This is a genomic window from Nocardioides psychrotolerans (assembly GCF_900113685.1).
GTDB lineage: Bacteria > Actinomycetota > Actinomycetes > Propionibacteriales > Nocardioidaceae > Nocardioides > Nocardioides psychrotolerans.
Genome location: NZ_FOQG01000008.1, coordinates 56456 through 76830 on the forward strand (window position 1 = coordinate 56456; position 20375 = coordinate 76830).

At 71.2% G+C, this 20375-nt stretch carries 22 protein-coding genes and 3 tRNA genes; 8 read left to right on the forward strand and 17 right to left on the reverse strand.

Translation table 11 applies throughout. From position 1 onward, the window contains the following. On the forward strand, positions 1–447 hold the full coding sequence (locus BM204_RS11385; RefSeq protein WP_091113313.1) for a DUF4190 domain-containing protein: 447 nt from the start codon (positions 1–3) through the stop codon (positions 445–447). A 21-nt stretch (positions 448–468) separates the two neighbouring features. Here the strand turns inward: BM204_RS11385 and BM204_RS11390 are convergent, their stop codons facing one another. The 12 genes from BM204_RS11390 to BM204_RS11445 all read right to left on the reverse strand — a co-directional run bounded on the left by BM204_RS11390 (position 469) and on the right by BM204_RS11445 (position 9274). Continuing rightward, the gene (locus BM204_RS11390) at positions 469–1500 is read right to left on the reverse strand and encodes a UDP-N-acetylmuramate dehydrogenase (RefSeq protein ID WP_091113314.1); all 1032 of its coding nucleotides are present in this window, start codon (positions 1498–1500) and stop codon (positions 469–471) included. Then, positions 1493–1870 (reverse strand): MaoC/PaaZ C-terminal domain-containing protein, encoded by a 378-nt coding sequence (locus BM204_RS11395; RefSeq protein ID WP_091113317.1) that lies wholly within the window; start codon positions 1868–1870, stop codon positions 1493–1495. The genes BM204_RS11390 and BM204_RS11395 overlap by 8 nt, the downstream gene beginning before the upstream one ends. After that, positions 1867–2271: an FAS1-like dehydratase domain-containing protein gene (locus tag BM204_RS11400; protein WP_091113318.1), complete on the reverse strand. Its 405-nt coding sequence runs from the start codon at positions 2269–2271 to the stop codon at positions 1867–1869. The genes BM204_RS11395 and BM204_RS11400 overlap by 4 nt, the downstream gene beginning before the upstream one ends. 113 nt (positions 2272–2384) lie before the next feature. After that, on the reverse strand, positions 2385–2555 hold the full coding sequence (gene rpmG / locus BM204_RS11405) for a 50S ribosomal protein L33 (protein ID WP_170259177.1): 171 nt from the start codon (positions 2553–2555) through the stop codon (positions 2385–2387). 35 nt (positions 2556–2590) lie between these two features. Beyond that, positions 2591–2664: transfer RNA gene (locus BM204_RS11410), tRNA-Met, on the reverse strand. Positions 2665–2702: 38 nt separating this feature from the next. Then, a tRNA-Thr gene (locus tag BM204_RS11415) sits at positions 2703–2775 on the reverse strand. A 72-nt stretch (positions 2776–2847) separates the two neighbouring features. Then, positions 2848–4251: an amidase gene (locus BM204_RS11420; protein ID WP_091113323.1), complete on the reverse strand. Its 1404-nt coding sequence runs from the start codon at positions 4249–4251 to the stop codon at positions 2848–2850. 58 nt (positions 4252–4309) lie between these two features. Further along, positions 4310–5017: an LrgB family protein gene (locus BM204_RS11425; protein WP_091113325.1), complete on the reverse strand. Its 708-nt coding sequence runs from the start codon at positions 5015–5017 to the stop codon at positions 4310–4312. Continuing rightward, positions 5014–5373 carry a CidA/LrgA family protein gene (locus tag BM204_RS11430; RefSeq protein ID WP_091113327.1) on the reverse strand — a complete coding sequence of 120 codons (360 nt, stop codon included), beginning with the start codon at positions 5371–5373 and terminating at the stop codon, positions 5014–5016. Before BM204_RS11430 ends, BM204_RS11425 begins: the two co-directional genes overlap by 4 nt. After that, a complete protein-coding gene (locus BM204_RS11435; RefSeq protein WP_091113329.1) occupies positions 5370–5945 on the reverse strand; it encodes a DNA-3-methyladenine glycosylase I in 576 nt (191 codons plus the stop codon). The genes BM204_RS11430 and BM204_RS11435 overlap by 4 nt, the downstream gene beginning before the upstream one ends. Beyond that, complete coding sequence (locus BM204_RS11440) at positions 5945–6853, reverse strand: pirin family protein (RefSeq protein WP_091113331.1); 909 nt, start codon at positions 6851–6853, stop codon at positions 5945–5947. Before BM204_RS11440 ends, BM204_RS11435 begins: the two co-directional genes overlap by 1 nt. Positions 6854–6883: 30 nt before the next feature. After that, entirely contained in the window at positions 6884–9274 is a 2391-nt protein-coding gene (locus BM204_RS11445; RefSeq protein WP_307725911.1) for an FdhF/YdeP family oxidoreductase, read from the reverse strand. Positions 9275–9395: 121 nt separating this feature from the next. Here BM204_RS11445 and BM204_RS22665 point away from each other — a divergent pair, with 121 nt between their 5' ends. Then, the gene (locus BM204_RS22665) at positions 9396–10268 is read left to right on the forward strand and encodes a DUF7847 domain-containing protein (RefSeq protein ID WP_170259173.1); all 873 of its coding nucleotides are present in this window, start codon (positions 9396–9398) and stop codon (positions 10266–10268) included. 15 nt (positions 10269–10283) lie between these two features. On the opposite strand, the gene BM204_RS11455 is transcribed toward BM204_RS22665, so the two are convergent. Next, positions 10284–11480, reverse strand: coding sequence for a homogentisate 1,2-dioxygenase (locus tag BM204_RS11455; protein ID WP_091113338.1), 1197 nt, complete (start codon positions 11478–11480; stop codon positions 10284–10286). Positions 11481–11560: 80 nt separating this feature from the next. Between BM204_RS11455 and BM204_RS11460 the strand changes: the two genes are divergently transcribed. From BM204_RS11460 to BM204_RS11470, 3 genes are all read left to right on the forward strand, one after another. Continuing rightward, a complete protein-coding gene (locus BM204_RS11460) occupies positions 11561–12292 on the forward strand; it encodes a hypothetical protein (RefSeq protein ID WP_091113340.1) in 732 nt (243 codons plus the stop codon). Then, positions 12289–13419 carry a fumarylacetoacetase gene (fahA, locus tag BM204_RS11465; RefSeq protein WP_091113343.1) on the forward strand — a complete coding sequence of 377 codons (1131 nt, stop codon included), beginning with the start codon at positions 12289–12291 and terminating at the stop codon, positions 13417–13419. The genes BM204_RS11460 and fahA overlap by 4 nt, the downstream gene beginning before the upstream one ends. A gap of 123 nt (positions 13420–13542) precedes the next feature. Next, positions 13543–14613, forward strand: coding sequence for a glycosyltransferase (locus BM204_RS11470; protein WP_091113582.1), 1071 nt, complete (start codon positions 13543–13545; stop codon positions 14611–14613). Here BM204_RS11470 and mptB read toward each other — a convergent pair. Continuing rightward, positions 14542–16110, reverse strand: a complete 1569-nt coding sequence (gene mptB, locus BM204_RS11475; protein ID WP_091113345.1) for a polyprenol phosphomannose-dependent alpha 1,6 mannosyltransferase MptB — start codon at positions 16108–16110, stop codon at positions 14542–14544. The two genes, BM204_RS11470 and mptB, sit on opposite strands and share 72 nt — an antisense overlap. A gap of 96 nt (positions 16111–16206) precedes the next feature. On the opposite strand from mptB, the gene BM204_RS11480 reads away from it, so the two are divergent. Together BM204_RS11480 and BM204_RS11485 are read left to right on the forward strand one after the other, a co-directional pair. Next, complete coding sequence (locus tag BM204_RS11480) at positions 16207–16674, forward strand: nitroreductase family deazaflavin-dependent oxidoreductase (protein WP_091113347.1); 468 nt, start codon at positions 16207–16209, stop codon at positions 16672–16674. Between the two features lie 30 nt (positions 16675–16704). Continuing rightward, on the forward strand, positions 16705–17643 hold the full coding sequence (locus BM204_RS11485) for a metallophosphoesterase (protein ID WP_091113349.1): 939 nt from the start codon (positions 16705–16707) through the stop codon (positions 17641–17643). A 76-nt stretch (positions 17644–17719) separates the two neighbouring features. Here BM204_RS11485 and BM204_RS11490 read toward each other — a convergent pair whose 3' ends face one another. Together BM204_RS11490 and BM204_RS11495 are read right to left on the reverse strand one after the other, a co-directional pair. Continuing rightward, positions 17720–18469, reverse strand: a complete 750-nt coding sequence (locus tag BM204_RS11490; protein WP_143099732.1) for a hypothetical protein — start codon at positions 18467–18469, stop codon at positions 17720–17722. A gap of 163 nt (positions 18470–18632) precedes the next feature. Continuing rightward, positions 18633–18715 (reverse strand) — tRNA-Tyr (locus tag BM204_RS11495). A 108-nt stretch (positions 18716–18823) separates the two neighbouring features. On the opposite strand from BM204_RS11495, the gene BM204_RS11500 reads away from it, so the two are divergent. Continuing rightward, positions 18824–19315 carry a YajQ family cyclic di-GMP-binding protein gene (locus tag BM204_RS11500; protein ID WP_091113353.1) on the forward strand — a complete coding sequence of 164 codons (492 nt, stop codon included), beginning with the start codon at positions 18824–18826 and terminating at the stop codon, positions 19313–19315. A gap of 72 nt (positions 19316–19387) precedes the next feature. Here BM204_RS11500 and BM204_RS11505 read toward each other — a convergent pair whose 3' ends face one another. Then, positions 19388–20359, reverse strand: a complete 972-nt coding sequence (locus BM204_RS11505) for a sulfate/molybdate ABC transporter ATP-binding protein (protein ID WP_091113356.1) — start codon at positions 20357–20359, stop codon at positions 19388–19390. Positions 20360–20375 lie beyond the last annotated feature (16 nt).

Sequence of the window (20375 nt, forward strand, 5' to 3'; positions counted from 1 at the left end):
GTGGCCAACCAGGGACCGCCCGAGCCGGACGAGACGCAGCCGTTCGCCTCCCAGGGCCAGCAGTGGCCGTCGTACGACCCGAGCGCCGGGGGCGAGCAGCCGCCCTACGGCTATGCGGCTCCGGGGTACTCGATCGTCCAGAAGAACAGCACCGCCACGACCTCGATGGTGCTGGGGATCATCGCCGTGGTCTCGATCCTGGCCACGCCCTTCTGCTGCATCACCCCCCCGGGCATGCTCACCGGACCCTTCGCTATCTGGACCGGGGTCAAGGCCCGGCGCGAGATCGACCGGCACCCGGGCTACTTCGGCAACCGCGGACAGGCCGTCGCCGGTCTGGTGACCGGCATCGTGGCCACGGTGCTGGCGGTGCTGCTGGTCATCGCGGTCGTGGTCTTCGTCGTCACCACCGACTGGGACGGGTCCTACGACGGCGGGATGTACTGACCGCACCCGTCACCGGTTGCCTCACAGGACGCACCCGAGCAGCACAGGCTCGTTGACCAGCCGGATGCCGAAGCGCGCCTCGACCCCGTCGCGGACCTCGCGCGCGAGGCCCAGCAGGTCCTCGGTCGTCGCGCCTCCCCGGTTGGTGAGGGCCAGGGTGTGCTTGCCGGAGACTGCGACCGCACCACTGCCGTAGCCCTTGCCGAACCCCGCGTGCTCGATCAGCCAGGCGGCGCTGGTCTTGACCCCGCCGTCCACGGGCCAGGCGGGTGCCCCCTCAGGGACGACCTCGGGCGCGACCACGGGGTTGGTGAAGAACGACCCGGCGCTCCAGGTGTCGTGGTCGGCCTCGTCGAGCACCATGCCCTTGCCGCGACGCAGGCCCAGGACGGCCTCACGGCAGGCGGCCAGCGGGGCGCGCTGCCCGGGCTCGACGCCGAGCGTGCGGGCGAGCTCGGCATAGCCCACGGGGGCGCCCAGCGTGCCCTGGGCGAGCTGGAAGGTCACGCTCAACACGACCTGGCGGCCGGGGTCGGCCTTGAAGCGGGAGTGGCGGTAGGCGAAGTCGCAGTCGGCGTTGGCGAACGTGCGCACGCCGTGGAGCGTGCGGTCCCACACCCGCACTGACGCGACGGTCTGCGAGACCTCCTGGCCATAGGCACCGACGTTCTGGATCGGGGTCGCGCCCACCGACCCGGGAATGCCTGAGAGGGCCTCGATGCCGACCCAGCCCCGCTCGACGGCAGTTGCCACCAGGGCGTCCCAGGACTCGCCCGCGGCCACCGTCACGAGCACCCCGCCGCACGAGGCGTCGTCGCCCTCCACGTCCGGGAGCACGCCCGTCGTGGCGACCTGCACGACCGTGCCGTCGAAGCCTGCGTCACCCACGACGAGGTTGCTGCCACCCCCGAGGACCAGGAGCGGCTCGCCGACCTCGTCGGCCCGTCGTACGGCGGCGACCAGCTCGGCCTCGGTGCGCGCGACCACGAAGCGACGCGCGGGGCCGCCGAGGTGGAGCGTGGTGTGGTCGGCGAGCAGGGTCTGGTCAGGCACGGACGACGGCCTTGGGCATGCCGAGCACCTTCTGGCCCTCGCAGGTGACGGTGAGGGCGACCGTGGTGAGCCCGTCGTCCACGCTCTTGACCTCGCCGGCAACCACGAGGTCGACCCCACCGTCGGCGGGGACGACGACGGGGTTGGTGAACTTGCAGCCGAGGCTGACGACCTCGGCCCCGGGGAACCACTCGTCGACGGCGCGGGCGGCGAGCGCCATGGTGTACATCCCGTGGGCGATCACCCCGGGCAGCCCGACGCTCACGGCGACCGACTCGTCCTGGTGGATGGGGTTGTGGTCACCACTGGCCGCGGCATAGCGGACCAGGTCGGCGCGGGTGATCGTGAAGGTGCGGGTCGGCAGGCTCATGACGCCGCCCCCCGGTGCACGAGGGTGGCGCTGGTGGAGCAGACGACGGCGCCGGCGCCGTCCGTCACGACGCTGGTCGTGCCGATGATGTCGTTGCCGGCGATCTGGCGCAGGCTCGCGACGGTCAGGGTCGCGCAGAGCACGTCACCGGGGAAGACCGGGCGCTCGTAGGCGAACTTCTGCTCCCCGTGGACGATGCGGAAGAGGTCGACCTGCTCGGCCTCGAGGAACGCGTTCATGGCATCGAAGGCGAGCACGATGGGGAACGTCGCCGGCGCCGCCCCGCCGGCGTAGGACGAGCCTCCGGTGGCGAGGACGAAGTCACGGACCTGCTCCTCCGAGACCGCGCGTGGCGGCGTCGGGGGGAAGGTGCGCCCGACGAGGGACTGGTCGACTGGCATGGGACCAACCTAGTGCGGAGCGTCGGCTGTCTCGAAACGCACGAACCCGCCGCACGGGTGCGGCGGGTCGGGTCACACCGGCTCACCGTGGGTGAGCCGGCGGGTGTGCAACGTCAGCGAGTCTCGCGGTGCGCCTTGTGGGTGCGGCAGCGCGGGCAGAACTTCGCCAGCTCGAGGCGGTCCGGGTCGTTGCGACGGTTCTTCTTGGTGATGTAGTTGCGCTCCTTGCAGTCCACGCACGCGAGCGTGATCTTGGGGCGAACATCGGAGCTCTTGCTGGCCACGGGAAGTCCTTCGTCGAAGTGCAGTTGTTCGTGCGTAGCGAGGGCGGGACTCGAACCCGCGACACCACGATTATGAGTCGTGTGCTCTAACCACCTGAGCTACCCCGCCATGGGGTGGGGCGAGCTCTGGTGGAGCCCTGGACCCAGAGCCCCTTTACGGAATCGAACCGTAGACCTTCTCCTTACCATGGAGACGCTCTGCCGTCTGAGCTAAAGGGGCAACGACGGAGAACTGTACAAGAGGTCCTGCCGTGGGGGAAATCGGCCCCTCGAGCCGTTTCCGGGGACCCTGTCAGTCCTGGATCCGGGCCCAGGGAAAGGCCTCCTCCAGCTCGTAGGCGAGCTCGAGGAGCGTGGCCTCGCGGCCTGCTCCGGCGCCGAACATCATCCCCTGGGGGAGACCCTCCGCGGTGGTCGCCAGGGGCAGCGAGATCGCCGGGTCACCGGTGACGTTCTGCAGCGGGGTGAAGGCCACCCACGCCATCAGCCGGTCCATGATCGTGTCGTAGTCCTGGGTCGGGTCGAGGTGCCCGACCTCTGGCGTCCGGGTCGCGAGCGTGGGTGTGAGGACGACGTCGTGGTGCTGGTGGAACGCGACTGAAAGCTGCTTGGTGGCCTTGAGTCGTCGGATGGTGCCGGGCAGGCGGTGCAGGTTGCGACGACAGTGTCGGTCGAGCCCGAGCGTGAGGTTGTCGAGGTTCTGCGGGGCCCAGGTGCGTCCGTGGCGGCGACGCCCGGTGCGGACGAGGAACATCGCCAGCATCGACCAGTAGAGCAGGAAGTCCTCGCTGAAGGAGTCGGGCACCATCAGCGCCTCGACCGGCTCCACACGGTGTCCCAGGGCCTCCAGGGAGGCTGCCACCTGCTCGGTCAGTGCGGCGACCTCGGGACTCGCGGCCATCCCCATGCCGGCGGTGTTGAGGGCCACGCGCAGACGGCGCTTGCCAGGCCGACGGACGTCGCCGATCGGCGGCATCTCCAGGGCCCGGTAGACCTTCTCGGACTCGCGGAAGAACGCTGCCGTGTCGCGCACCGAGCGGGTGACCACGCCGTCGGAGACGATCCGGATCGGCATGTCCCGCATCAGCTTGTCCTGGGCGGTCCGGTCCCTCGTCGGCTTGAGCCCGACCAGGCCGTTGACGGCCGCAGGGATGCGGATGGAGCCGCCACCGTCGTTGGCGTGCGCGATCGGGACGGCCCCGGCCGCGACCAGGGCGGCCGACCCTGCCGACGAGGCACCTGCGACGTGGTCGGTCGACCACGGCGAGCGCACCGCGCCGAGCCGGGGGTGCTCGGCCGCACCCGAGAAGCCGTACTCCGAGAGCTGCGTCTTGCCCAGGAGGACCAGGCCGGTGGCGCGGAACATCCGGGCGAAGTCGCCGTCGCGCGGCTGCGGTCGCCCGACGTAGGAGTCGGTGCCCTCCTGGGTCGGCATCCCCTCGACGGCCACGTTGTCCTTGATCAGGGTCGGCACCCCCGAGAAGAACCCGGCGTGCGGGTCCCTGGCCTCGAGGCGGGCACGCTCGAAGGCCCGGTAGGCCACGGCGTTGAGGTCGGGGTCGACGCGCTCTACGCGGGAGACGGCCGCCTCGACGACCTCGGGGGCGGACACCTCGCCTGCGTGCAGGGCCTCGACGAGCCCGACTGCGTCGAGCTCCCCCAGGGCGTCGTCGGAGAAGGCGTGGACACGGTTCATGGCCCTCAAGGTACCGGCGGGGGCGCGTTCACCGACGGTTGTCCGGACCGGCGGCGTCTCAGAGCAGGACGGCGAGCAGCAGCGGGAGCAGGATGCTCATCGCGAGGGCAGTCAGCCCCATGGAGAGCCCGGCGAAGGCACCCTCGGTCTCATGGTCGGCGAGCATCCTCGATGCCCCGATGCCGTGGGAGACAGCCCCCTGGGCGAGACCGCGCGCCCGGTGGTCGCGGACCCTCAGCACCGTGAGGACGGCCGGTCCCGCGACGGCGCCGAGGATCCCGGCGAGGATCGCCAGCACCGCCGCGAGCGCCGAGATGCCACCGGCGCTCTCGGCCAGCGCGATCGCGACCGGGGCCGTGGCGGCCTTGGGTGCCGTCGTGCGGGCGAGGACGTCGCCGCCGCCGAGGACCTGCACCAGCAGGACCGCGCTCGTGATCGACACCGCGGCACCCAGCAGCACGGCGACGAGCATCGGGACCACGAAGCCACGCAGACGGTGGGCCTGACGGTGCAACGGGATGGCGAGGGCAACGGTGGCCGGGCCGAGCATGAAGGCGATCAGCTCGGCGCCGGCGCGGTAGTCGGTGTAGTCGATGTCGAGGAACGTGAGGACGGGCGCCACCAGCAGGATCGCGACGAGGACCGGCTGGGCCAGCGCGTGGCCCCCCGTCCACGTCTGCACCTGACGGCCGACCCGGTAGGCCAGGAGGGTCAGCAGGAGCATGGAGAGCGGCGAGGTGAGCAGCCACTCCCAGGTCTCGCTCATCGGGCCCGCTCGCCGGGCAGCCAGCGCTCCAGCAGGGTCGTGGTCCAGCCGACCGCAGCGAGCGCCAGCAGCCAGGAGCCCACCAGGGCCACGGCGAGCGGCAACAGGTTGTCGCGGATGACGGCGGCGTAGGCCACCACCCCGACCCCGGCCGGGATGAAGAGCAGCTGGAGGTGGCGCAGCAGCGCCTGGCCGGCTCGTACGACGGCGGCGTCGTCGCCGACCGACCTGGCCCGGAGGACCACGAAGAGCAGCAGCATCCCGACGACCGGTCCGGGGACCCGGACGTCGAGCAGCCGGACCAGGACCTCGCCGACGAGCTGACAGGCCAGGAGCCAGGTCAGACCGGTGATCAAGCGACGCCCTGACGGTGGCACCCGACCAGGTGGGGGTCGAAGACGCCGATCGCCTCGCACAGGGCATACATCGTGGTCGGCCCGACGAACGCGAAGCCGCGTTTCTTGAGGGCCTTGGAGAGCGCCACGGACTCGGCCGAGGTCGTGGCCTGCTGGTCGGTGTCCTCCGGCGCCGGGGGAACCTCGGGCGCGAAGCCCAGGACGAACGCCTCGAGCCCGACGTCGTCGCGCAGTGCGAGCGTCGCGCGGGCGTTGGCGACCGCCGCCTCGATCTTGCGGCGGTTGCGCACGATCCGGACCTCGGTCATGAGCCGCTCCACGTCGCCCTCGTCGAAGTCGGCGACGGTCTCGGCGTCGAAGCCGACGAAGACCTCACGGAACGCCTCGCGCTTGTGGAGGATCGTCGACCAGGACAGGCCCGACTGGAAGGCCTCGAGGGTCAGCCGCTCGAGGTAGCCGGCCTCGCCGTCGACGCGCCGGCCCCACTCGGTGTCGTGGTAGTCCCGCATGACGCCCGGGCCACCTGCCCACGGGCAGCGCAGCACCCCGTCCTCGCCCAGCACCGGTCCCATCAGCGACGTTCCTTCAGCCGCACGTGCGGCATCGGGGGTGCCGGGATCGGCGCGTTGGCATCGCCGGCAGGCATGCCGAACCGGCCGTCGACGAGTCCGGCGTCGGTGACCTGCGCCTGCCACTCCTCGCGGAAGCCGACGATCTCCTCGTGGCTTCGGCCCACGAAGTTCCACCACATGACGATCGACTCGCCGAACGGCGGACCGCCCAGCAGCAGGGCGCGGACCGGCTCGTCCCCGGCGACCAGCCGGACGTCGGTGCGACCGGGCGGCACGTAGACCAGGTCGTGGGCCGCGGCAGCCGTGCCCGCGACCTCGACGCGGCCCTGGTCGACCAGCAGCCCCAGCTCGTAGGACGGGTCGACTGCGAGGTCGAGCGTCGTGCGGGCGGCGAGGACCAGCTCCGCGCCGAGCAGCGGGGTCGCGGTCTCGACCGGCGACGTGTCGCCGAGCAGGGAGCCGAGGAAGACCCTCGCCTCCCAGCCTCCACCCGTCACGGGGGTCGGCGCGTGGTGGGCGAACGCGGGCGCGGTGTCGCGGGCCGCGGCGGGCAGGGCCACCCAGAGCTGGGGCCTGTGCAGGGTCGTGGTCCCGGGGGTCGACATCTCGGAGTGGCTGATGCCGTGCCCGGAGGTCATCAGGTTGACCTCGCCCGGCCGCACCATCGCGTGGTGGCCGGCGCTGTCACGGTGCTCGATCTCGCCGGTGTGACCCACGTCGTCGGGCCCGTAGTGGTCCACGAAGCACCACGCGCCGATCAGCGAGCGCTGACGCTGCGGCAGGGTGCGCCGTACGGTCATGGCGCGGGGACCGCCCAGCGGCACGTCGCGCGGCGTCATGACCTCGACGCCGTCGGCGACGCCCGCCGCGCAGATCAGCTCGGCGGGGTCGCGCTCGGGGTTGCTCACGGCCCCATCCTGCCGCAGCGGCCGGCGGTCTCAGGAGAGGTGCGTGGGTTGGGGGCTCCGCTTCGGCTCGTCGCCCTCACCACCAGCGACGGCACCGGCCCCCACGCCCCCGATCGGACCCGCCGGCCCCCCATCGGCCGGGACCAGGCGCACGACCACGGACTTGTAGGCCGGCTGGTTGCTGCCGTCGGCCTTGGAGTCCAGCGGCACCAGCGGATTGGTCTCGGGGTAGTAGGCACCCGTGCAGCCGCGGGGAGTGTCGTAGGAGACCACCCGGAAACGCGGCGCCTGACGCTCGACACCGTCCTCCCACTCGCTGATGATGTCGACCATCTGGCCCTCCTCGAGCCCCAGCGACACGATGTCGTCGGGGTTGACGAAGACGACGCGGCGGCCGTTCTTGATGCCGCGGTAGCGGTCGTCGAGACCGTAGATCGTCGTGTTGAACTGGTCGTGCGAGCGCATCGTCTGCAGCAGCAACCGGCCCTCGGGCACGTGCAGCACCGAGGTCGGCGTGCAGGTGAAGATCGCCCGGTCCTTCGCCGTCGGGAAGGTGCGGGTGTCCCGCGGCGGGTGCGGCAGCACGAAGCCACCGGGCTGCGCGACCTTCTCGTCGTAGGCGGCGCAGCCGGGCACCACGCGGGCGATCCGGTGGCGGATCTCGCTGTAGTCGTCACGGAAGGCCGACCACGGGATGCCATAACGGTCACCGATCGTGGCCTGGGCCATCGAGCAGACGATGTCGACCTCGGAGCGCAGGTGCGCCGACGCCGGCTCGAGCGGGCCGACCGAGGAGTGCACCGAGCACAGCGAGTCCTCGACCGTGACCCGCTGCGGCGCCCCTCCACCAGTGAGGTCCTTTTCGCTGCGACCGAGCGCCGGGAGGATCAGCGCCTGCTTGCCGGTGACCACGTGGGAGCGGTTGAGCTTGGTGGAGACGTGCACGGTGAGCTCCGCCTTGCGGAAAGCGTCCTCGGTGACCCCGGTGTCCGGTGCTGCTGCGACGAAGTTGCCGCCCATGCCGAAGAAGAACTTCGCCCTGCCGTCGCGCAGGGCCTTGATGGCCGCGACCGCGTCGTGGCCGTGCTCGCGCGGTGGCTCGAAGCCGAACTCGGCGCGGATCGCGTCGAGGAAGTGCTCCGGCGCGCGCTCCCAGATCCCCATCGTGCGGTCTCCCTGCACGTTGGAGTGGCCGCGCACCGGGAAGAGCCCGGCGCCGGGCTTGCCGATGTCCCCGCGCAGGAAGGAGAGGTTGGCGATCTCCTTCACGGTGGCCACGGCGTTCTTGTGCTGCGTGATGCCCATCGCCCAGCAGTAGATCGTCTTCTCCGAGGCGGCGATCATGCGCGCCGCCTGCTCGATCTCGTCGCGGGCCAAGCCGGTCGAGGCGAGCACGAGGTCCCAGTCGAGCCGGCGCAGATGTGCGGCGTAGTCCTCGAAGCCGAAGGTGTGCTGCTCGATGAAGTCCTCGTCGAGCTCTCCCCACTCCAGCAGCAGCGAGCTGATCGCCTGGAAGAGCGCGAGGTCGCCGTTGATCCGGACGGCCAGGTGCAGGTCGGCCATGCCGGTGCCGTTGCCGAGGACACCGCGGACGTTCTGGGGGTTCTTGAAGCGCACCAGGCCCGCTTCCTTGAGCGGGTTGATCGCGATGATCTTGGTGCCGTTGGCCTTGGCCTCCTCCAGAGCAGTGAGCATCCGGGGGTGGTTGGTGCCGGGGTTCTGGCCGGCGATGACGATCAGGTCGGCGTGGTGGACGTCGTCGAAGGTGACCGACGCCTTGCCGATGCCGATCACCTCGGCGAGACCGACCGAGGTCGACTCGTGGCACATGTTGGAGCAGTCGGGGAGGTTGTTGGTGCCGAAGGCACGCACAAAGAGCTGGTAGGCGAACGCCGCCTCGTTGGAGGTCCTGCCCGACGTGTAGAAGATCGCCTCGTCCGGTGACGCGAGGCCGTTGAGCTGACGCCCGATGAGGTCGAAGGCGCCGTCCCACGAGATGGCCTCGTAGTGGGTCGCGCCGTCACGCAACACCATCGGCTCGGTGATCCGCCCCTGCTGCCCGAGCCAGTAGTCGGTCTTCTCGGCCAGGTCCGCCATCGGGTGCTCGGCGAAGAAGGCCGGCGTGACGCGACGCAGCGTCGCCTCCTCGGTGACCGCCTTCGCCCCGTTCTCGCAGAACTCGGCGGTGTGCCGGTGCGACGGGTCGGGATCGGGCCAGGCGCAGCCCTGGCAGTCGAACCCGTCGGCCTGGTTGAGCTTGAGCAACGTCTGCGCCGTGCGGCGCACGCCCATCTGCTCGATCGAGCGCTTCATCGACACGGCCACGGCCGTCGGCCCGGCCGCCGCGTGGGCGGTCCCCCCGACCTCGAGCTCTGACTCGTCGATGTCCTTCTGCGGTGCTCGTCGTCCCATGAAGCTCATGTACCCATCCTGACCTGCTCGGACAACAGTACGTAGCACCACTGTCCGAGGCGCTCCGCAGACGCTAGTTTCGAGCCGAGCCCGCGCCATCCCGGCCCGGCGGCGCAACGAAGGAGTCCCCATGTCGAACTACGGACCTCCGGGCGGTATCCCGCCCGAGCAGCCGCCCTTGGGCGGCGACGGCACTCCCCCGCCGCCCCCGCCGCCCCCCGCCGGCGGCTACGGCGCCGCCCCTCCGCCCCCTCCGGGTGGCTACGGCGCACCCCCTCCGGGTGGCTACGGCGCGCCGCCCCAGGGCGCGTCGGGCTGGGACGTGGGCTCCGCGATCAGCTACGGCTGGGCCAAGTTCCAGGCCAATGTCGGCCAGATCATCATCGCCGGCCTGGTGGTCTTCGGCGGGATCGTGATCTTCCAGATCATCGGTGCCGTCATCCGCAACGTCCTGGTCCAGGACCCCGAGTGCTACACCGACTCCAACGGGTTCTTCCAGTGCGACGTCGGAAGCGGCTTCGTCATCTCCCTCGTGGCCACCGCCATCAGCTCACTGCTCTTCTTCGTGGTCTACCAGATCATCGGCGCCGGCATCATCCGTGGCGCCCTCAGCATCACCGAGGGACGCCCGTTCACCATGTCCGAGGTGTTCAAGACCGACAGGATCGGGCCGGTCATCATCACCAGCGTGATCTCCAGCGTGATCATCTTCGTCGGCTTCCTGCTGTGCATCCTGCCGGGCATCGTCGCGGCGTTCTTCCTGCAGTACGCCTTGTACTTCCTGCTGGACAAGGACATGGAGCCGATGGACGCCATCAAGGCGAGCGTCACCTTCGTCAAGGACAACCTCGGCAGCGCCCTCGTCTGGTCGATCGTCAGCTACGTGATCATCCTGGTCGGCGCGATCCTGTGCGGCGTCGGCCTGATCGTCGCCATCCCGGTCTCCCTGATCGGCACGGCCTACACCTACAAGCACCTCACGGGTCAGCCGGTCGCTCCCTGATCGCTGTCACCTGTCTCAGGAGAGGACCCGGCCCGCCCAGCTCCAGGCGTACGCCGGGTCCTCCGCCGCGAGCCCCGCCTCGCCGAGGTCGAGGGGCGCGAAGGTGTCGACCATGACGGCCGACTCCTCGAAGTACTCCGCTCCGAGCGAGGCCTCGATGGCTGATGGCTGCGGCCCGTGCGCGTGCCCGCCCGGGTGCAGCGAGATCGAGCCGATGCCGATGCCCGATCCCTTGCGCGCCTCGTAGTCGCCGCCGACGTAGAACATCACCTCGTCGGAGTCGACGTTGGAGTGGTAGTAGGGCACCGGGACCGCCAGCGGGTGGTAGTCGACCTTGCGGGGCAGGAAGTTGCAGATCACGAAGTTCCACCCCTCGAAGACCTGGTGGACCGGCGGGGGCTGGTGGATCTTGCCGGTGATCGGCATGTAGTCGTCGATGTTGAACGTGTAGGGGTAGAGGCAGCCGTCCCACCCGACCACGTCGAACGGGTGCGTCGCGTAGGTCATCCGGGTGCCGACGACGCCGGCGCTCGTGCGGTGCTTGACCAGCACCTCCACGTCGGTGGTGTCGGTGGTGTCGGTGCCCTCGGCCAGGTGGACGTCGGTCGGGCCGTGCAGGTCGCGCTCGCAGTAGGGCGCGTGCTCGAGCAGCTGCCCGTGCTTGGAGAGGTAGCGCTTGGGTGGGCCGACGTGGCTGTTGGCCTCGATCGCGTAGAGCCGGCTCGGCTCGGCCGGGACCCAGCGATGCGTCGTCGCTCGCGGGATGACGACGTAGTCGCCGGCGCGGAAGGCGAGCACCCCGAACACCGTCTCGACGGTGCCGGTGCCGGACTCGACGTAGACGCACTCGTCGCCGATCGCGTTGCGGTAGAGCGGCGAGGGTCCGGTGCCCGTGACCACGTAGCCGATGCGCACGTCGTTGTTGCCGAGCACCAGCCGTCGGCCGGTGACGGGGCAGGTGTCGGTCTCGAGGTCGTGCAGCCTGAGGTGGCGCGGCTTGAGGGGGTGGTTGGGCGTGCGGGTCTGGTCGCGCAGCTCCCAGACCTCGCAGGCGACGATCGCCGAGGGGACACCGCGGTGGTAGAGCAGGGAGGAGTCCGAGGAGAAGCCCTCCTCCCCCATCAGCTCCTCGTAGTAGAGGTTGCCGTCGGGGTCACGGAACTGCGTGTGCCGCTTCGGCGGCACCTCGCCGACGTGGCGGTAGTGGGCCATCGATCCTCCGGGCTGCTCGGCTTCATGATCGTTTATCGGACGCCAGCGTCCGTTATCTGACGTCTCGTTAGAGTAGCCCCGTGGCCTCGCACCCGGAACCCGTCTGGTCCGCCCTCCTCGACGACGAGGCGCCCCTGGCCCTGCCGGGCGCGACGGCACCACCCCATCCCTCGCTGCGGGCCCTGGTCGTCCGCGACACCGACCTGCCGCTCCTGCGCGGGTCGACAGCACCGCTGCACCTCGTCGTGACCGGCGGCGCCGGACAGGTCGCGGGGCCGGCCGGGCTGGCGTCCCGGCTGGGACTGACGGTGGTCGGGCTCGAGGTCGCCCTGCGCGACCCCGACGACCTCGCCGGCAATGCCCGCCGCGTCGTGGCAGCCGTCGACGTGGCGCGCGCCGAGGGCGTGCTGGGCGAGGACGTGCCGGTCCACGTCGAGCTGCCCGCCGACGAGCCGACCCACGGGTGGCTGGCCGCGGCCGACGAGGTCGCCGCCGCCGAGCTGCGGCTGACGCTGCGCCCCGACGGCGCCTCCCCCGCACTCCTGGCCGCCTGGACCGACGCGGCCCTCGACCGGGAGACCCCGTTCCGCTGCAGCGGGGGCGGCCCCGGCCCGCTCCCCCTGCTGGTGGCCACTCGCCTCGCCTTCGACGGGGCGTCCCGCGACGAGGTCGTCGCGACGCTGGGGTCGCGCGACGGTGCTGCCCTGGCCGCCGCCAACCTGACCGGCGTACGACGCTGGGTGACGTCGATCGGAGCGCAGGACGTCGTCGCGACCCTCGCCGAGCTCCGCACCCTGGGGCTGGTCCCGTGAGCGCGTCCAGCGGCTTCGGCCTCGACCACCTTCCCTACGGGATCTTCTCCGTCGACAACGACTCCCCGCGGGTCGGGGTCCGCCTCGGCGACCGCGTGATCGACCTGCACGCCGCGACCGGCCGGCCGTGCTTCGCCGAGCCGTCGCTCAACGCCTTCATGGCGCTCGGTCCGCCTGCCTGGGCCGCGACCCGCGCCGAGGTCACCGCGCTGGCGCAGAGCGCCGACCCCCCGTCGTACGCCGTCGGCGCGGTGCGCCTGCACCTGCCGTTCGAGGTGGCCGACTACGTCGACTTCTACGCCTCGCTGCACCACGCCACCAACGTCGGAGCGATCTTCCGCCCCGGCCAGGAGCCGCTGCTGCCCAACTGGCGACACCTGCCGGTGGGCTACCACGGGCGGGCCGGGACGGTCGTGCCCAGCGGGACGTCGGTGGTGCGGCCCAGCGGCCAGCTCGGCGACGCGACGTTCGGGCCGAGCCGACGCCTCGACCTCGAGGCGGAGCTGGGGTTCGTGGTGGGGGTGGGCTCCGCACTCGGCAGCACCGTGGCGCACGACGACTTCGCGCGACACGTCTTCGGCGTGGTGGGGCTCAACGACTGGTCGGCCCGCGACATCCAGGCCTGGGAGTACGTCCCGCTCGGGCCGTTCCTCGGCAAGTCGTTCGCCACCTCGATCTCGCACTGGGTGACGCCGCTGGCGGCGCTCGAGGCCGCGTGGACCGACCTGCCGGGCCAGGAACCACGACCGCTCGACCACCTCGCGCCCGACCGGGCCCGCGGCCTCGACATCGACGTGGAGGTGCTGCTGGACGGCGAGGTCGTCAGCCGCCCGCCGTACTCCTCGATGTACTGGTCGCCGGCGCAGATGCTGGCGCACCTGACCTCCAACGGCGCCTCGCTGCGCACGGGTGACCTCTTCGCCTCGGGGACCATCAGCGGGCCCGAGCCGGAGCAGCGCGGCTCCCTCCTCGAGCTCTCCTGGGGCGGCACGGAGCCCTTCGCGGGAGGCCGCACCTTCCTCGAGGACGGCGACGAGGTGGTCCTGCGCTACTCCGCCCCCGGCACCTCCGGGGGCCGGATCACCCTGGGTGAGGTCGTCGGTCGGATCGAGCCCGCAGGCGGGTGACCTGATCGGCACCCGTTCGGCCGGAGGTCGTGCCAGGCTCACGGCGCGTTCACCGGCGCGCGGCAGGGTCGGGAAGTGCGCATCGCCCAGCTCGCCAACTTCATCGGTCCCGCCTCCGGCGGCATGAAGCACGCCGTCGACGCCCTCGGCCGCGGCTACGTCGCCGCCGGGGCGGAACGGCTCCTGGTCATCCCCGGTCCCGTCGACGCCGTGACCAGCACCGAGCACGGCGACGTCGTCCAGGTGCGGGCGCCGCGCGTGGGCAGCGGCTACCGCCTGATCGTCGAGCCGTGGCGCGTGATCGACGTGCTCGAGCGCTGGCGGCCGACCTCGGTCGAGCTCAGCGACAAGCTCACCCTGCTCCCGGTCGCCCGCTGGGCCCGCCGCCGCGACGTGGGCAGTGTCCTGATCTCGCACGAGCGCCTCGACGACATGCTGGCTCTGCGCACCGGCCTGGACGTCAGCGCCAAGGCGTCGATCAAGCTGCTCAACCGGGTGCTGGTCCGCTCCTTCGACGCCGTCGTCGTCACGTCGCGCTACGCCGAGGGCGAGTTCCGCGTCGTCGCCGACGCCGCGGGCTGCCCCATCCGACGTGTCCCGCTCGGCGTCGACCTGGCGACGTTCCGGCCGCACGAGGGACCCGCACGCGGTGACGTGCTGCGACTGGCCCACGTCGGGCGTCTCTCCCGGGAGAAGTCACCGCACCTGGCGGTGGCCACCGCGGTGGAGCTGCACCGGCGCGGGCTGGCGGTGCGGCTCGACGTCTTCGGCGACGGACCGCACCTCGACGAGCTGCGCGTCCTCGCCGGCAGTGCTCCGGTGCACTTCCGCGGCTATGTCGAGGGCCGCGCCGAGCTGAGCCGGGCGATCGCCTCCGCCGACGTCGCGCTGTCGGTCTGTCCCGGCGAGACGTTCGGCCTCGCGGTGCTCGAGGCGCTGGCCAGCGGGACGCCCGTCGTCACCGCCGACCGGGGCGGTGCCCGCGAGCTCGTGGACCGCCAGTCCGGCGCCTGGGGCACCCCGGACCCCGGCGCACTGGCCGACGCCGTCCTCCGCATCGTCGACCGCCCCGAGCGTCAACGGCGAGCGGCCGCGCGGCACCGGGCCGAACAGTTCCCGTGGTCACGCTCGGTGGAGCGGATGCTCGGCGTGCACGCCGACCTCACCGACCAGGCGTTGGGGCTTCCTGCCTGAGCCTCGGGCCGGGGCCGGCGTCGGGGCCGGCGTCGGCGTCGGCGTCGGCGCGGCAGGTGGCCAGACCGCCCCGACGATCCGCTCGAGCCGGTCCCGGGCCCGCGAGGTGAGCAGCAGGACCGGCAGCAGGCAGGCCACGAGCATGCTGCCCAGGACGATGGCCAGGTAGGCGCCGTGCAGCGAGGAGTCCAGGGGCGCCACCAGGCCCGCGACGGTCGCGGTGGCCAGGAGCCCGACCATGCCGAGCCGCGAGAGGCGCAGCACCGCCAGGAACGGAACCACCCACAACAGGTACCAGAGGTGGACGACCGGGCCGAGCAGCACCGTCGCGCCGACCATCACGGCCAGTCCGTGCAGCGCCTCGGGTCGCGAGCCCGTGCGGCCGCGCAGGGCGACGTGGAGGATCACCCCCACGGTGATCAGCGAGCCGAGCCCCCGCACCAGCCCCAGGAACGTCGCAGGTCCCAGGTCCAGCCCGATCACCGCGGCAGTCCAGTCGATCGCGCCACCGAGGAGGGTCGTCACCGAGAGCGGGGTGTTGACCGTCCCGGGGACGGTCAGGCCGTGGACCCAACCGACGCCCAGGCCGGTCAGCACGCCGAGGCCGGCCACCATGCCGAGCGCGAGCGCGGCCGCGCCGGCCAGGCGTCGTACGCGTGCAGCGAGGGGGGTGCCCACCGGGAGCGAGACCAGGACGATCGCGACGCAGACCAGCCCACCCGGCACCTTGACCGCGGCCGCCAGACCGCCGACGAGGACGCCGAGCCACCAGGTGTGCTCGACGGCGAGGACGAGCGCGGCGGCCATCAGGCCCACCATCAGCAGGTCGTTGTGCAGGCCCCCCACACCGTGGGCGAGCATCAGGGGTGAGGCGAGCACGACGGCCGACGCGAGGGCCGGGTCGACCCCACGCCACTGCGCCAGCCGCGGCACCGCCCAGGCGAGGAGCGCGAGGCCGAGCAGGGCGACGACGCGGTGTCCGACGACGAGGACCCACGGGTTGCCGGTCTCGCCGGCCGCCAGGCCCCCCAGCGCGAGCGGGACCGGCCCGTAGGGCGCGATCGTGTCCAGCCAGCGCGGGTCGACCGCCTCGACGACGGGGCCCCGCAGCACCGACGGCCCGTGCTCGTAGGGCGAGAGGCCGACGTGGGCGAGCATCCCCTGGGCGGCGTAGGACCAGCCGTCACGCGAGAACAGCGGAGGCGCGAGCACCAGCGGCGCTGCCCAGACCACCGTGGCATGTCGCACCAGCGCGAGCGCGTCGTCGCGGTCGTGGCCGCGCGCGAGGGCGACGTGGCGGCACAGCGAGAGCCACTGGCCCGCGAGGAGGCCGAGGCCGAGCAGCACGAGCGTGAGGCCGGCCATCCGACCGGCCTCCTCACCGCGGAGCGCGCCGAGGAGGTCCCAGTCCATCACCGGGGAGGACCGGGGCAGCGTCGACACCACCAGGCCGCCCAGGAGCACCAGGAGGGAACCGACGAAGCCACGGGACAGCACGGATGCACGCTAGGGACCGTCGGCGAGGAGACGGCGGCGTGCTCCTGAACCGCAGACGAACCATCGGCGACGCCGCGGCTGCCCTACATTTTCCCCATGGGTCTCCTCACTCCGCTCGCCGTGCGCATCGGCGCCCTCACTTGGATGCCGAAGCTGCTCCCCCAGGTCGTCTGGACCGACAAGACGCTGCAGCGCGCGACCCAGGGTCGGGTGACGATCCTCGACATCGCTGGTCTGCCCAACCTGATGCTCACCGTGGCCGGCCGCAAGAGCGGCATCCCCCGCACGACGCCACTGCTGTGCGTCCCCCACGCCGGCGGCTGGCTGATCGCCGGCTCCTACTTCGGCGGGCCGGACATGCCGTTGTGGGTCAACAACCTGCGGGCCACCGCGACCGCGACGATCCGCTACACCGGCCGCGAGCAGGAGGTCACTGCGCGCGAGGTCGAGGGCGAGGAGCGGGCCAGGGTCTGGCAGGTCATGCTGGCCACGTGGCCCAACTTCGCCAAGTACGAGGAGCGCACGACGCGACTGATCCCGGTGTTCTACCTCGAACGCACCTGACGCGCGTCGCCGCGGCCCTACCCTGACCGGATGCACCTCCAGCTCGGACAGCACGCGCCACCGACCCACGTCATCGCTCACCTCAGCGACCCTCACCTCCTGGCCGGTGGTGTGCTCCAGTACGGCGTCGTGGACCCCGAGGCTGGGCTCGTGCTGGCCCTCGATCGGCTCACCCACGTCGACCCGCCGCCGCAGGTGCTGGTCTTCACCGGAGACCTGGCCGACAAGGCCGAGCCGGCGGCGTACGCCCGGTTGCGCGAGCTCGTGGAGCCGGCCGCTGCGGCCATGGGCGCGCAGGTGGTCTGGGTGATGGGCAACCACGACGAGCGAGCGGAGTACGCCGAGGGGCTGTTCGGCCAGGCTTCCGACGCCCCGCAGGACCGGGTCTACGACGTCGCGGGGCTCCGCGTCGTCGCGCTCGACACCAGCGTGCCCGGCTACCACCACGGCGAGCTCGAGGACAGCCAGCTCGCCTGGCTGCGCGACGTCCTGGCCACCCCGGCCGAGCACGGCACCGTGCTCGCCATGCACCACCCGCCGATCCCGCTGCCGATGCTGCGCGCCGCCGAGATCATCGAGCTGGTGGAGCAGGACCGTCTCGCCGAGGTCGTCCGCGGCACCGACGTCCGCTCGATCGTCGGTGGTCACTTCCACTTCTCGACCTACTCGCAGTTCGCCGGCGTCCCGGTCAGCGTGGCGTCGGCCTCCTGCTACACCTCCGACCCGGCACCGGTGCAGCGCTTCGTGTCGGGCGTCGACGGGCACCAGGCGTTCACGATGATGCACCTCTACGCCGATCGGGTCGTGCACACGATCGTGCCGCTCGCGCAGGCGCCCGAGATCCAGGGCTACCCCTCGGACGTGATCGCCCAGGTCGAGGCGCTGAGCCCCGAGGAGCGCCGCGAGCTCCTGTCGCGCAAGAACTCGCCGTTCAACATCGACGGCGAGAGCCACAAGCCGCACGCCTGAGACTCACCGGCGTCCTGGAACAGCAGACGGCCCCGGACCGCGAGCGGTCCGGGGCGTCGTGAGGACGCTGGATGTCTCAGTTCGTGGGAGCCACGAAGTCGCTCGAGTCGCCGGTGATGATGACGTAGAAGCGCTTGTGCGTGTTGGGGTTGGCCGGGTCCGCCGGGATCGCGCCCGTCTGGGTCACGCTGCCGTCACTCATGCGGGGGCTCACCACAAGGTATTCAGGCATGTTGGCCCCGGCAGGGGCACACGCGACCGCACCCGCGACGGCGCACTGGCTGCCGGTGATCTCACCGGAGAACTCCGGGTTGGCGTCAGGACCAAGCGCGCGGCCGTTCACGTTGGCGTTGTTGTTCTGCTCGAACTGGTTCTGCAGTGCTATCGAGACGACGATCCCGTTGTTGCTGAGGTCCTCGTTGGACTCGATGTAGACATTGCCCAGCGCACCGGCCGGGACCGGAGCACCGGAGTTGTTGACGATGTCGTAGGCGGTGTGGATCTCGAAGCCCCCCGACTGGGCCACGATCGCACCGTTGCGGTCGACGAGGAGCCAACGACCTGCACCATCGGCACCCGCGGGGCCCTGAACGCCGGGAACACCCTGCGCACCCTGGGGCAACTGGCCCTCGCGGAAGTCGCGGGCCAGGAGTCCGCCGTCCATGATGTCGTTGGTCTTGAGCCGGTTGTCCTTGATGTCCACCGGCAGGATCGAGCCGTTGCGGATGTCGGCGGAGCCGATCGTGGCGACGGCGTAGGAGGTGCCGCTGGCGGCCACGACGAGTGCCGCGATCGACACGAACATCGAGGGAGATGGGAGTCGCATGGGAGAGCCTTCCGGGAGAGGGAGCAGGCGACCACCGGTGGCCGCCACTCCCTATTCGGTGTCGCGCCCGGCCCGGATTTGATGTAGATCACACTGAACCCAAAGCCGGCTTCGTCCCTCACGACAGACGCCCCCGCATCGGATCGCGATGCTGGGGCGTCAGTGGCAGGTGCAGGATTCGAACCTGCGTAGGCATAAGCCGACGGATTTACAGTCCGTTCCCATTGGCCGCTCGGGCAACCTGCCGGGGTCGTCGCGCGCCCGGTGTTTGGTCGGGCGGCAACGAGGCGAAACAATAGCGCAGCGACATCCGCTCGCGAAAAAGCGCACAGACTTAGGAGCAGGTGATCTCAGATGGGCGACTCGTCCTTCGACATCGTGAGCAAGTACGACCGCCAGGAGGTCGACAACGCGCTGGGCCAGACGGCGCGGGAGATCGCGACCCGGTTCGACTTCAAGGGCACCGGAGCGACGATCGAGTGGCAGGGCGACGAGGCGATCGAGATCACCGCCTCGGCCGACGACCGCGCCTCGGCCGTCCTCGACGTCTTCCAGGGCAAGCTGATCAAGCGTGATGTCAGCCTGAAGGTGATCGATCCCTCCGAGCCACGCCAGTCGGGCACGGTCTCCAAGATCGGCATCACCCTCAAGGAGGGCATCACCACCGAGGACGCCAAGAAGATCTCCAAGCTGATCCGTGACGAGGGTCCCAAGGGCGTCAAGGCGCAGATCCAGGGCGACGAGCTGCGCGTCTCCTCCAAGAAGCGCGACGACCTCCAGGCCGTCCAGGCGCTGGTGCGCGGCGAGGACTGGGACTTCGCGGTCCAGTTCACCAACTACCGCTGAGGTGGCCGCGGCTACGGCCGCCGCCGTCGTACGCCCGCGACACGACAGCCAGAGCCCGAGCACTCCTACGACTCAGACGGCCACCATCGCCGGCACCGTGGTGGCGCCCGATGCGGCCGTGAGCCAGACGTGGGAGCCCTCGACCAGACCGAGCTGGCGCGCGTGCGTCCTCGTGAGTACGACGGTCACCTCACCGCCCGCAGTGCTCACCGTGAGGCGCACCTCGAAGCCGACGCGCAGCAAGCGCGTGATCCGCCCGGAGAGCGCGCCGGCGCTGCCCGGCGTGGCCGACACCTCGATGTCGTGGGGGCGCAGGCGGATGTCGCCGAGCTGGGTGACCTCGCCGAGGAAGCCCATGACGAAGTCGTTGGCCGGCTCATCGTAGAGCTGGTCGGGGCTGCCGATCTGTTCGACGCGGCCCTCGTTGATCACCACGATCTCGTCGGCGACCTCGAGGGCCTCCTCCTGGTCGTGGGTGACGAACACCGTGGTCACGTGCACCTCGTCATGCAGGCGCCGCAACCAGTCACGCAGCTCCTTGCGCACCTTGGCGTCGAGAGCGCCGAAGGGCTCGTCGAGCAGGAGCACCTTCGGCTCGACGGCCAGCGCCCGCGCGAGGGCCATGCGCTGGCGCTGGCCGCCGGAGAGCTGCGAGGGCAGCCGGTGGGAGAACTGCGAGAGATGGACGAGCTTGAGCAGCTCATCGACCCGGTGCTCGATCTCGGCCTTGGGCCGCTTGCGGATCTCGAGGCCGAAGGCGACGTTCTTGGCCACGGTCATGTGCTTGAAGACCGCGTAGTGCTGGAAGACGAAGCCGACGTTGCGTTTCTGGGCCGGCAGCCGGGTGGCGTCGGTGCCCTCGATGCTGACCGTGCCGGTGTCGGCGCGGTCGAGGCCGGCGATGATCCGCAGGAGGGTCGACTTGCCACCCCCCGACGGGCCGAGCAGGGCCGTCAGCTGGCCGGTGGGCAGGGAGACGGACACGTCGTCGAGGGCGACGAAGTCGCCGAACTTCTTGGTGACACCTGAGACATCGATGCTCATGAGGGGTTCCTTGGTG

What these genes read in the sequence shown, in the direction of transcription:
- BM204_RS11395 (WP_091113317.1), bottom strand. Translation starts at nt 1,870, where the DNA reads ATGAGCCTGCCGACCCGCACCTTCACGATCACCCGCGCCGACCTGGTC.
- BM204_RS11400 (WP_091113318.1), bottom strand. Translation starts at nt 2,271, where the DNA reads ATGCCAGTCGACCAGTCCCTCGTCGGGCGCACCTTCCCCCCGACGCCG.
- BM204_RS11420 (WP_091113323.1), bottom strand. Translation starts at nt 4,251, where the DNA reads ATGAACCGTGTCCACGCCTTCTCCGACGACGCCCTGGGGGAGCTCGAC.
- BM204_RS11425 (WP_091113325.1), bottom strand. Translation starts at nt 5,017, where the DNA reads ATGAGCGAGACCTGGGAGTGGCTGCTCACCTCGCCGCTCTCCATGCTC.
- BM204_RS11435 (WP_091113329.1), bottom strand. Translation starts at nt 5,945, where the DNA reads ATGGGACCGGTGCTGGGCGAGGACGGGGTGCTGCGCTGCCCGTGGGCA.
- BM204_RS11445 (WP_307725911.1), bottom strand. Translation starts at nt 9,274, where the DNA reads ATGAGCTTCATGGGACGACGAGCACCGCAGAAGGACATCGACGAGTCA.
- BM204_RS22665 (WP_170259173.1), top strand. Translation starts at nt 9,396, where the DNA reads ATGTCGAACTACGGACCTCCGGGCGGTATCCCGCCCGAGCAGCCGCCC.
- BM204_RS11455 (WP_091113338.1), bottom strand. Translation starts at nt 11,480, where the DNA reads ATGGCCCACTACCGCCACGTCGGCGAGGTGCCGCCGAAGCGGCACACG.
- BM204_RS11470 (WP_091113582.1), top strand. Translation starts at nt 13,543, where the DNA reads ATGAAGCACGCCGTCGACGCCCTCGGCCGCGGCTACGTCGCCGCCGGG.
- BM204_RS11480 (WP_091113347.1), top strand. Translation starts at nt 16,207, where the DNA reads ATGGGTCTCCTCACTCCGCTCGCCGTGCGCATCGGCGCCCTCACTTGG.
- BM204_RS11485 (WP_091113349.1), top strand. Translation starts at nt 16,705, where the DNA reads ATGCACCTCCAGCTCGGACAGCACGCGCCACCGACCCACGTCATCGCT.
- BM204_RS11490 (WP_143099732.1), bottom strand. Translation starts at nt 18,469, where the DNA reads ATGCGACTCCCATCTCCCTCGATGTTCGTGTCGATCGCGGCACTCGTC.
- BM204_RS11500 (WP_091113353.1), top strand. Translation starts at nt 18,824, where the DNA reads ATGGGCGACTCGTCCTTCGACATCGTGAGCAAGTACGACCGCCAGGAG.
- BM204_RS11505 (WP_091113356.1), bottom strand. Translation starts at nt 20,359, where the DNA reads ATGAGCATCGATGTCTCAGGTGTCACCAAGAAGTTCGGCGACTTCGTC.